Source organism: Pseudomonas sp. P7779 (genome assembly GCF_013386315.1).
In the GTDB taxonomy this organism is placed as follows: domain Bacteria; phylum Pseudomonadota; class Gammaproteobacteria; order Pseudomonadales; family Pseudomonadaceae; genus Aquipseudomonas.
The window spans coordinates 1-10,752 of sequence record NZ_JACARZ010000135.1 but is presented as its reverse complement, the minus strand read 5'-3'; the positions used below and the strand labels follow the sequence as shown (position 1 = coordinate 10,752).

12 protein-coding genes are annotated in these 10,752 nt (G+C 62.3%); 9 read left to right on the top strand and 3 right to left on the bottom strand.

The annotated features are described in order from the left end of the window. Positions 1-185: 185 nt before the first annotated feature. The 5 genes from HX869_RS29390 to HX869_RS29370 all read left to right on the top strand — a co-directional run bounded on the left by HX869_RS29390 (position 186) and on the right by HX869_RS29370 (position 3,697). The gene (locus tag HX869_RS29390; protein ID WP_003208872.1) at positions 186-1,334 is read left to right on the top strand and encodes an amine dehydrogenase large subunit; all 1,149 of its coding nucleotides are present in this window, start codon (positions 186-188) and stop codon (positions 1,332-1,334) included. Positions 1,335-1,346: 12 nt separating this feature from the next. Further along, positions 1,347-1,886, top strand: a complete 540-nt coding sequence (locus HX869_RS29385; protein ID WP_178904054.1) for a MauE/DoxX family redox-associated membrane protein — start codon at positions 1,347-1,349, stop codon at positions 1,884-1,886. A gap of 3 nt (positions 1,887-1,889) precedes the next feature. Beyond that, on the top strand, positions 1,890-2,510 hold the full coding sequence (mauD, locus tag HX869_RS29380; protein WP_003208875.1) for a methylamine dehydrogenase accessory protein MauD: 621 nt from the start codon (positions 1,890-1,892) through the stop codon (positions 2,508-2,510). A 19-nt stretch (positions 2,511-2,529) separates the two neighbouring features. Further along, the gene (locus tag HX869_RS29375; RefSeq protein WP_003208877.1) at positions 2,530-3,051 is read left to right on the top strand and encodes a methylamine dehydrogenase light chain; all 522 of its coding nucleotides are present in this window, start codon (positions 2,530-2,532) and stop codon (positions 3,049-3,051) included. 124 nt (positions 3,052-3,175) lie between these two features. Beyond that, complete coding sequence (locus HX869_RS29370) at positions 3,176-3,697, top strand: hypothetical protein (RefSeq protein ID WP_008431056.1); 522 nt, start codon at positions 3,176-3,178, stop codon at positions 3,695-3,697. Between the two features lie 130 nt (positions 3,698-3,827). Here HX869_RS29370 and feaR read toward each other — a convergent pair whose 3' ends face one another. The 3 genes from feaR to paaY all read right to left on the bottom strand — a co-directional run bounded on the left by feaR (position 3,828) and on the right by paaY (position 6,394). Then, positions 3,828-4,742: a transcriptional regulator FeaR gene (gene feaR, locus HX869_RS29365; protein ID WP_177068757.1), complete on the bottom strand. Its 915-nt coding sequence runs from the start codon at positions 4,740-4,742 to the stop codon at positions 3,828-3,830. Between the two features lie 76 nt (positions 4,743-4,818). After that, the gene (gene paaX, locus HX869_RS29360; RefSeq protein WP_003208883.1) at positions 4,819-5,742 is read right to left on the bottom strand and encodes a phenylacetic acid degradation operon negative regulatory protein PaaX; all 924 of its coding nucleotides are present in this window, start codon (positions 5,740-5,742) and stop codon (positions 4,819-4,821) included. A 61-nt stretch (positions 5,743-5,803) separates the two neighbouring features. Beyond that, the gene (gene paaY, locus HX869_RS29355; RefSeq protein ID WP_178904053.1) at positions 5,804-6,394 is read right to left on the bottom strand and encodes a phenylacetic acid degradation protein PaaY; all 591 of its coding nucleotides are present in this window, start codon (positions 6,392-6,394) and stop codon (positions 5,804-5,806) included. 361 nt (positions 6,395-6,755) lie between these two features. Here paaY and paaG point away from each other — a divergent pair, with 361 nt between their 5' ends. From paaG to paaK, 4 genes are all read left to right on the top strand, one after another. Next, on the top strand, positions 6,756-7,547 hold the full coding sequence (gene paaG / locus HX869_RS29350; protein ID WP_177123309.1) for a 2-(1,2-epoxy-1,2-dihydrophenyl)acetyl-CoA isomerase PaaG: 792 nt from the start codon (positions 6,756-6,758) through the stop codon (positions 7,545-7,547). Positions 7,548-7,561: 14 nt separating this feature from the next. Continuing rightward, complete coding sequence (gene paaI, locus HX869_RS29345; RefSeq protein WP_177009347.1) at positions 7,562-8,011, top strand: hydroxyphenylacetyl-CoA thioesterase PaaI; 450 nt, start codon at positions 7,562-7,564, stop codon at positions 8,009-8,011. Next, positions 8,004-9,215 (top strand): 3-oxoadipyl-CoA thiolase, encoded by a 1,212-nt coding sequence (gene pcaF, locus HX869_RS29340; protein WP_063029023.1) that lies wholly within the window; start codon positions 8,004-8,006, stop codon positions 9,213-9,215. The genes paaI and pcaF overlap by 8 nt, the downstream gene beginning before the upstream one ends. A gap of 101 nt (positions 9,216-9,316) precedes the next feature. Next, a complete protein-coding gene (paaK, locus tag HX869_RS29335; protein WP_087694288.1) occupies positions 9,317-10,642 on the top strand; it encodes a phenylacetate--CoA ligase PaaK in 1,326 nt (441 codons plus the stop codon). Positions 10,643-10,752: the final 110 nt, after the last annotated feature.

Sequence of the window (10,752 nt, the reverse complement as noted above, 5' to 3'; positions counted from 1 at the left end):
GGAACCAATACCAGCCATAACAAAAATAACGGATATACACCCTACCCCAAACCATTGGCACAGACACACAACCACTTGGCAGACACAACAATTCTTGCAATCGCCCCACAAGGCAGAATCCACTTGCAAGAATCTGCCAAAGCACCCGCGATTAGCAAAACACAATAATTCAGGGAGTGCCCCTAATGCGAAGCAACAGGATCAACGTACAGTCAGCGCTGGGTCTGGGCCTGCTTGTACTCGGCTTGAACAGCGCCCAGGCGGATTTACCGCCAGACACCATCGGCCAGACCACCCTGGCCTTTCCACCGGAAGCCCACCGCGCATTCGTGGTAGACGTCGAATTCGAAAGCTTCGTGGTCGGCCGCGTCACCGTGGTAGATCCCGACAAGAAGCGCGTCCTCGGCATGGTCCCCACCGGCTTCGCCGCGCCCTCGGCCCTGAGCCACGACCAGAAGACCCTGTACAGCGCCGACATTTACTATTCCCGCGGCACCCGGGGCGATCGCACCGATGTGCTCACCGCCTGGGACAGCTCCAGCCTGTCGCCCGCCTGGGAAGTGCTGATCCCGAACAAACGCGCCGAATCCCTGACCCAGCGCTATGGGCTGAAGACCAGCGGCGATGACCGCTTCGTCTACGTCTACAACTTCACACCCTCCACCTCGGTGACCGTGGTCGACACCCAGTCCCGCTCCGTCACCGCCGAAATCGCGATCCCGGGCTGCGTACTCAATTACCCGGTCGGCACTCGCCGCTTCGCCTCCCTGTGCGGCGACGGCAGCCTGCAAGTGGTGACGCTGAACGAGCAGGGCCAGGAAACCTCGCGCAACCGCACGCACTTCTTCGACCCCAACGCCGAGAAGCTCAACGAACGCGCGGTGAACGTGGGCGACACCTACTACTTCACCACCACCACCGGCACCATCCGCCCGGTAGATTTCTCCGGCGATGAGCCGAAAATCCTACCGTCCTGGTCACTCACCACCGACGCGGAAAAGAAAACCGGCTGGGCCCCGGGTGGCTGGCAGTTGATGGCCGTGGCACCAAAGCTCAACCGCATGTACGTGCTGATGCACGACAACCACGAGCCGATGAAGTGGGAAGACCCGAGCACCATCATCTGGGCCTACGACCTCAAGACCATGAAGAAGATAGCCACCCTGGAAGCCCCGACCCCGGTCTGGAGCATGCAGGCCACCGGCGACGACAAGCCCCTGTTGCTGGGCGCCGACGTCGAAGGCGGCTTGCAGATCTTCGACCTCAAGACCAATAAACTCACCGGTAGCATGGCCAAGGTAGCGAAGACCGCGACCCAGATCATGAGCTACTAAAGAGGTTCGGCCATGCATATCGACCCGATCTTCATCATTGCCAGCGCCCTCGCCATCGCGGTGTTGCTGGCCAGTGCCGCGACCCACAAGTTGCGCGCACCGGCACGCTTCGCCCGGCAACTGGCCGATTACCAGTTGCTGCCAGAGGCAGTGACTCGCCCCGCCGCCCGGGTAATCCCGGTGGTGGAGCTGGTGATTGCCTTTGCCCTGCTGGTGCCGGCCAGCCGTTCCTGGGCCGCCCTCGGCGCCGCCGGCTTGATTGCACTGTACGCCGCCGCCATTGGCATCAACCTGTGGCGCGGCCGCCGGGACATCGACTGCGGCTGCGCAGGCCCCGACCAGGCGCAGCCGTTGCGGCCAATCCTGCTGTTGCGCAACGGCGCACTGGTGGCCGTGGCCCTGTTGGCCAGCGTGCTGCCGATTGCCCGTGACCTGGGTTTTTTCGACGGCTTCGTGACCGTCGCCGCCAGCGCCGTCGCGCTGCTGATTTACGCCGCAGCCGATGGCCTGCTGGCGAACTCCCCTCTTCTGCTCAAACTGATTGGTAGGTGATCAATGGAAGGCCTTATTGTTTCCAACGTACTGCTGTGGGTACTGCTGCTGGCGCTGGCGTTTGCCGTGATGGGCCTGGTGCGCCAGATTGGTGTGCTGCACGGGCGCATCGCCCCGGCCGGCGCACTGATGGTCGACAAGGGCGTGGCGGTGAATGAGCCGGCCCCGCAAGTCACCGCTTCCGACCGTAAAGGCCGCCCGGTGAACTTCGGCTATGCCGGTGAGAAGAACCAGTTGCTGTTCTTCCTCTCGCCCACCTGCCCGATCTGCAAATCCCTGTTGCCGGCGATCAAGTCCATCGCCAGGGAACAGGCTGACCGACTCGACGTGGTGTTTATCAGCGACGGCGACATGGAAGCCCAGCACGCGCTGATCACCGAACACAAGCTGGACGACGTCACCTACGTGGTCGGCCCGGAAGTCGGCATGACCTACCAGATCGGCAAGCTGCCGTATGCCGCGCTGATCGACAAGAGCGGCACCTTGCGCGCCAAGGGCCTGGTCAATTCCCGCGAGCACCTGGACAGCCTGTTCGAAGTCGAACACCTGAAAAGCGCGACGCTGCAGGAATACCTCAACAGCCAGCCGCAGCCCCACGACCACAGCCACGGCCATAGCCACTGATTAAGGCAGGGAGACTCTCATGAAATTGCTGGATCTGTTATTCGAGCGCTCGACCCGTCGCCTGGCCGACACCACGTCGCGACGCAAACTGTTGGCCCGTATGGGTTCGCTGATGGTCGCAGGCGCCGCGTTGCCCCTGCTGCTGCCCCTGGACCGCACCAGTAAGGCGCTGGCTGCCGATAACCCGAAAGCCGGTGACCCGGGCGACCCGAACAGTTGCGACTACTGGCGCTACTGCTCCATCGACGGTTTCCTGTGCAGTTGCTGTGGCGGTTCGGTGACCTCCTGCCCACCGGGCACCGAGGCGTCCCAGGTGACCTGGATCGGCACCTGCCGCAACCCGGCGGATGGCAAGGACTACATCATTTCCTATAACGACTGCTGCGGTAAGCAAAGCTGCGCCCAGTGCGCGTGCACGCGTAACGACAGTGAGGAACCGGCATACCGGCCGTTCAACAACAACGATGTGAACTGGTGCCTGGCGGCCAAATCCCACATCTACCACTGCACGGTCTCGATCATTCGCGGCGTCGCGGTTTAACTCACCCTTGTGGCGAGGGAGCTTGCTCCCGTTGGAGTGCGAAGCGCTCCCAGAGATCTTGGGGCCGCAGCACAGCCCAACGGGAGCAAGCGCCCTCGCCACAGGTCAGTGCAAGAGGCTTGTCATGCGTACGTTGTTTTTGCTGAGCTTGATGTGTGTCTTCGCCACCCCGCTCGCCCAGGCTCGGGCCATTCCCAATCCAAACCAGAAGCACGCACCGGGGAATGAGTCGCCGCAAACGCCGATCGCCCAGGCCGGGTACAGCGTGGCGACCAACTATCAGCTGCAGTGTGCCGGCTGCCATCTGGGCAGCGGCATGGGCTCGGCGGCCAACGACACACCGAGGATGACCGGGTTTGTCGGCAACTTTCTGAAGGTGCCAGGCGGGCGGGAGTTTTTGGTACGAGTGCCGGGGATGTCGCAGTCGGCGCTGAACGATGGGCAACTGGCGGATTTGCTGAACTGGCTGATGCGCCCGGACGGGATGGCGGGCAAGAGTACGCCGGTGGATTACAAGCCCTATAGCGCTGCGGAAGTGACTGAGTTACGGCACAAAGCGATGCTCAATCTGCCGGGCACAAGGGCGGGGTTGATCAAGGAAATGCGGGCGCAAGGGATTGCGATTGAAGATGGAATGCCCAACTGAACGAAACGCGATCCAAATGTGGGAGCGGGCTTGCTCGCGAATGCGGTGTGTCAGTCACCCAATGCATCAACTGAACCACCGCATTCGCGAGCAAGCCCGCTCCCACATTTTTGATCGGCGTATCCCCTGATCAGGCGTGTTGTTTGCGGTACTCACCCGGCGCAATGCCGAACCGTGACTTGAACGCCGTCGAAAAATAACTCGAATCCGAAAACCCCCACGAGTACCCCAGCACCGAAAGCTTTTCCTCCACCCTGGATTGGCGCAGGGACTCAGCACACAAATCCAGCCGTCGGTTCTTGATGTACCGCGCCACCACCAGGCCCTTGCGGGCAAAGATCCGGTACAGCCCGCGCACCGACATCCCCACCTCCCGCGCCAGCCACTCGGGGCACAGCTCTTCGGAGCGAATGTGCTGGTCAATACACTCCAGCGTCTTGCGGAACACTCGCTCATGGGCGTCGCTGCCCTCGCCCGCCTGGCTGATCGCCGGGCGCAGCAGGTTGATGATCGCCTCCAGCGTCGCCTCGCTTTCCTGCAAGGTCAGGTTGTCTTGCCGGGTGGCCTCCAGAATCAGCTGCCGGGACAGCATCGCCATCGGCGACGCCGCCTCGATCCGGTGCCCGCATTTGACCGGGTTGAAACGCAAGGTCTGCTCCACCAGGTACGACGGCAGGATCAACGACAACTGCCGCGAATTCTCGCTGTAGGTGAAGTCGCTGGGGTGCGCCGCATCGATCAGGGTAATGTCGCCGGCGCGCAACAGCGCCTTGCTGTCACCCTGGGCCATGCCGGCCGTGCCGTCGAGCTGGAACACGGCAAAGTACTTGCCGCCCTCGCCCGCCGCGATTTGGCTGGAGGTACGAAACAGCCGCGCCTGGCAGGCGTCGACAAAGCTGAGTTTCAGCGCGCCGCTCTGGTACTCGCGGATCTGCCCGGAAAAACCATCCCCCAGGATCTGCCCATCGAATGCGCCACAGATCTGATTGATCTGATGGATCCATTGGTCGAACCCATCACAGCGCTGTGCAATTGAAGACATCATGTTCAGGCCTCACGCAGGCTTATTTTTATTCTCTACGCCACATTACTCCACCCGTTCTCCTGAACAGCGTCGCTCCTTATTTCAGGCCTCCGAACCGCCGGTAAAAGCTTTCGCCAACGTCCGGCAACGGGCCGTCGGCAGTTTCCAGCGCGCTGTTCAGCCATTCCTCGGCCTTGGCGTAAATCAACCGGTAAATATTGCGGCACAACTGGCGGGCGGCGCGGCCTTCCCAATCGCCGGGGAGCAATTCATCGGGCAATTGCGGGTCGCGCAGCAGCAGTTTGCGGTACTCATGAATAAGCAGGACTCGTGCCAGGAAACAATCCGCAGGCTGTAGCTGTTCCTGCTCGCGAAGCGCTTGCCAGAGCGGTCGGAACAGTTGGATGAACTCGCTGTAATGGGCCGCCAGCTCCTCGATGTTCCAGCTCTCGCGCACCTGCACCCGCAGGGCCTTGGAGGCCAGTACATCCTGGGCGGTGGTTTCGAAGACGATGGTGTCTTCCTGGGCGCCGAGGTCGAGCAAGGTGGCGTTGACGTCGGCGCGGTCGCTGCGTGGGCAGGCCAGCACGGTCGGGGCAATCGCACCAAAACCTTGCCACTCCAGCTCTTCACGCACTTGTTTGCGCTTGTCCTGGGTCAACTGCGTGAGCATCACCAGGCACCACGAGCCATCCCATGCCGGCACGCTGGAGCTGTAGACCCGCTTGAAGGCCTTGTCGAAACGCCGACGCCCGGCACCGGTCAGGCTGTAGTAGCTGCGGCGCCCGACTTTTTCGGCGGTCAGCCAGCCTTCCTTGGTCAGGCGAAAGATCGAGGTGCGGATCAGCCGTTCATTGATGCCGATGGGTTCGAGCAACTGGATCAGGCTGCCCAGCCACACCGTCCCGCCGTGGGGTTCGATGGCGTCCCCGTACAAGGTGATGATCAAGGAACTGGCGCGAATCGGCGTCTGCTCCTGGAAGCGGGTAATCAGTTGGTTCAGGGGTGTCAGTGACGACATGGGCGTACCGAGGCAAAAAGAGAAAATATACCGTTTTTAGCGGCGTCGGGATGCAGGCGATTCATCTGCCCTTGGGCCGCAGGCCGCTGTCGCTGATGCGTGGGCGATCGGCTTCCGGTGCGCTCAGGGGTGCGCATTCCTGCATCTGCTCCAGGCAACGCTGAGCCAGGCGCTGGTATTCACGGGTGCCGGTTTGTTTCCAGTGCACCTCTTCATCACTGAGGCTGCGCTTGACGCTGGCCGGCGTGCCCATCACCAGCGACTGCTCAGGGCACTCGAAACCGGCTTTGACGAACGCCGCCGCCGAGACGAATGAGCGAGCGCCGATACGGGCGTTGTCCATCACCACCGCATTCATGCCCACCAGCGCATCGGTGCCGATCCGGCAACCGTGCAGCACGGCGCCGTGGCCGATATGGCCGTTGCGCTCGACCACCGTATCGCTGTCCGGGAAGCCGTGCATCACACAGGTGTCCTGCAGGTTGGCGCCTTCTTCGAGGACGATGCGCCCGAAGTCGCCGCGCAAACTCGCCAGCGGCCCTACATAGCAATGGGGGCCGATGATCACGTCGCCGATCAGTACCGCCGAGGGATGGACGTAGGCCGTGGGGTCGATCACCGGGGTCAGGCCGTCGAGGCTGTAGCAAGTCATGGGGATTCCTTTTATGGCGTATTCGCAAAGCGATGCCGATCTTGGCTTATTTTGTATCACATCATTTTTACAAGCACAAAGCTGAAAAAGCGTATCGCTTGAATCATGTGTCGCCGTGGCTTGATACGGTGCCGCTGATAATCGACATAAAGCTAATAAAATAGGGGATTTATCAGGTATTTACCGACCAGCACAGCGAGCAGTTCATTTTCATCAAACTCAAAACAAGACACACCAAATCAATTTTATCGTTGCATTTATGTATCACGTTAAAGCTATACTCCGGCAAAACCGGCTGACCACGCCGATCCAATAATGAGCCGGCTGACCGCCGAGCGTGCACCGTGAGGGCCTCACGACCATGAACTTCGAACACATCCTGTTTTCCATCGAGGCCGGCGTCGCCCTGCTCAGCCTCAATCGCCCCGACCAGCTCAACAGCTTCAACACGCAGATGCACGGCGAAGTCCAGCAAGCGTTGAAGCAAGTCCAGGAAAACCCCGACGTGCGCGTGCTGCTGCTCACCGGTGAAGGCCGCGGCTTTTGCGCCGGGCAAGACCTCAGCGACCGCAACGTGGCACCCGGCAGCGCGGTGCCGGACCTGGGCGAATCCATCGAGAAGTTCTACAACCCGCTGATCCGCCAACTGCGCGACCTGCCTTTGCCGGTGATCTGCGCGGTCAACGGCGTGGCGGCCGGTGCCGGCGCGAACATCCCGCTGGCCTGCGACCTGGTGCTGGCAGCACGCTCGGCGAACTTCATCCAAGCCTTCTGCAAGATCGGCCTGATCCCCGATTCCGGCGGCACCTGGACCCTGCCGCGCCTGGTGGGCATGGCCCGCGCCAAGGCGCTGGCCCTGCTGGGCAACCGCCTGAGCGCCGAGCAGGCCGAGCAATGGGGCCTGATCTACCGCTGCGTGGACGACGCCGACTTGCGCAACGAAGCCCTGACCCTCGCCCGCCACCTGGCCACGCAACCGACCTACGGCCTGGCGCTGATCAAGCGCAGCCTGAACGCCAGCCTGAGCAACAGCTTTGACCAACAACTGGAGCTGGAGCGCGACCTGCAACGCCTGGCCGGGCGCAGCGAGGATTACCGCGAAGGCGTCGCCGCCTTCATGGAAAAACGCAGCCCAAGCTTCAAGGGCCGCTGAAAGGAGCGCACCACATGACCAACCATGAAGCCATGAACCTGGCCAACCAGTGCGCCCAGACCATGTTCAGCCGCGATGCCGCCAGCCAGGGCATGGGCATGCGCCTGCTCTCGGTGGCGCCGGGTTGCGCACGACTGGGCATGAGCGTGCGCGCCGACATGATCCAGGGCCACGGCACCTGCCACGGCGGCTACCTGTTTGCGCTGGCGGACTCGGCATTCGCCCTGGCCTGCAACAGCTACAACGACGCCACCGTGGCGCTGGGCTGCAGCATCGACTACATCGCCCCGGCCCACCTGGGCGACACCTTGAGTGCCGATTGCCGCGAGCAAAGCCGCTCGGGTCGCACCGGCAACTACGACGTCCGTATCGAAAACCAACTGGGCCAGCTGATTGCGCTGTTCCATGGCAAATCCTACAAAGTGCGCGGCACGGTGCTGGCGCAGGAGAATCCGAATGAATGACGCCTTGATCATCGACGCAGTCCGCACCCCGATCGGCCGCTACGCCGGCGCCTTGAGCAGCGTGCGCGCCGACGACCTCGGAGCGGTGCCGCTGCGCGAACTGCTGCGCCGCCACCCGCAAGTGGACTGGAGCAGCGTCGACGATGTGATCTACGGCTGCGCCAACCAGGCCGGCGAAGACAACCGCAACGTGGCGCGCATGTCGGCGCTGCTGGCCGGGCTGCCGGTGAGCGTGCCGGGCACCACCCTCAACCGTTTGTGCGGCTCGGGGCTGGACGCCATCGGCAGCGCGGCCCGGGCGATTCGCTGTGGCGAGGCCGGCTTGATGCTGGTAGGCGGCGTGGAATCGATGTCCCGTGCGCCGCTGGTAATGGGCAAGGCCGAACAGGCGTTTTCCCGCGATGCGCAGCTATACGACACCACCATTGGCTGGCGCTTCGTCAACCCGCTGATGAAAAAGGCCTACGGGATCGACTCGATGCCGGAGACCGCTGAAAACGTCGCCGAGCAGTTCAATATCTCCCGTGCCGACCAGGACGCGTTTGCCCTGCGCAGCCAGCAACGTGCAGCCGCCGCCCAGGCCAGCGGGCGCCTGGCCAGGGAAATCGTCGCGGTGGAAATCCCCCAGCGCAAAGGCCCGGCCAAGGTGGTGGAACACGACGAACACCCCCGCGGCGACACCACCCTTGAGCAACTGCAGAAACTTGGCACGCCATTCCGCGAGGGTGGCAGCATCACCGCCGGCAATGCATCCGGGGTCAACGACGGCGCCTGCGCCCTGCTGCTGGCCAGCGCGGAAGTTGCCAAGCGTCACGGCCTGGTCGCCCGCGGCCGGGTGGTGGCGATGGCCACCGCCGGCGTGGAACCGCGCATCATGGGCATCGGCCCGGTGCCGGCGACCCGCAAGGTGCTGGAACTGGCCAACCTGAGCCTGGCGGACATGGACGTGATCGAGCTCAACGAAGCCTTCGCCGCCCAGGGCCTGGCGGTGCTGCGCGAGCTGGGCCTGGGGGACAACGACCCACGGGTGAACCCCAACGGCGGCGCCATCGCCCTCGGCCATCCACTGGGGATGAGCGGCGCACGGCTGGTAACTACCGCCCTGCATGAATTGGAGGAACGTGGCGGCCGCTACGCCCTGTGCACCATGTGCATCGGCGTGGGCCAAGGCATCGCGCTGATCATCGAGCGCCTGTCCGACTAAAGATTCGCGATTCCCGGGGAGCCTAGCGGTATCCTTGGGGCATGCACTCAAAGCCCACGGTGTGCGGTGGGCTGATACACAAAAATAATTCGAGTGAACTCATGAACATGCCTATTCCAAACGCCGTGCTTAACCCTGTGCTGGACCCGCTGGAAACCGCCAGCGTCGACGAACTGCGCGCCCATCAACTGGAGCGCCTGCGCTGGAGCCTTCGCCACGCCTACCAGAATGTGCCGCTGTACCGTCAGCGCTTCGACGCGCTGGGGGTGCACCCGGATGACATCAAGTCCCTGGACGACCTGGCCAGGTTCCCGTTCACCACCAAGGGCGACCTGCGGGACAGCTACCCCTACGGCATGTTTGCCGTGCCGATGAACGAGGTGGTGCGCCTGCATGCGTCCAGCGGCACCACCGGCAAGCCGACGGTGGTGGGTTACACCCAGAACGACATCGACACCTGGGCCAATGTGGTGGCCCGCTCGATCCGCGCGGCCGGTGGGCGACGTGGCGACAAGGTGCATATCTCCTATGGCTACGGGCTGTTCACCGGCGGTCTTGGTGCCCACTACGGCGCGGAACGCCTGGGTTGTACGGTGATTCCGATGTCCGGCGGGCAGACGGAAAAACAGGTGCAACTGATCAAGGATTTCCAGCCGGACATCATCATGGTCACGCCCTCGTACATGCTGAACATTGCCGATGAAATCGAGCGCCAGGGCATTGATCCACAGAAGCTGGCGTTGCGACTGGGGATCTTTGGGGCCGAGCCGTGGACTGCCGAGCTGCGCAGTGCAATCGAGGCGCGACTGGGGATTACGGCGCTGGATATTTACGGGCTGTCGGAAATCATGGGGCCTGGGGTGGCCATGGAGTGTGCGGAAACCAAGGATGGCCCGACCATTTGGGAGGATCACTTCTACCCGGAGATCATCGACCCGGTGACGGGTGAGGTGCTGCCGGACGGGCAGATGGGAGAACTGGTGTTTACCTCCTTGAGCAAGGAGGCGCTGCCGATGATTCGCTACCGCACCCGGGATTTGACGCGGTTGCTGCCGGGGACAGCGCGGCCGATGCGGCGGATCGACAAGATCACCGGGCGCAGTGATGACATGTTGATCATTCGCGGGGTTAATGTGTTTCCCACGCAGATCGAGGAGCAGGTGCTTAAAATAAAACAGCTTTCAGAGTGTTATGAGATACATCTGTATCGTAATGGCAACCTGGACAGTGTGGATGTGCATGTGGAGCTCAAGGCTGAGCATCAGCACCTCAATGCTGAACAACAGAAAGCCGTCTCCAGCGAACTGAGCAGGCACATCAAGACGTATATCGGGATCAGCTCGCGCATCGTTTTGCAGCCGCTTCATTCGATCAAGCGGTCTGAGGGCAAGGCTTGCCATGTGATGGATCGTCGCCCTAAGGCATGACTGCTGCACCTTTTTGGCCCCGCATTTGCGGGGCTTTTTTTTGCTCGTTTTTTGGGGTGGGGGTAGAGCACCAGCAAAATCAAAGGCGCACACGGTTCAAATGTGGGAGC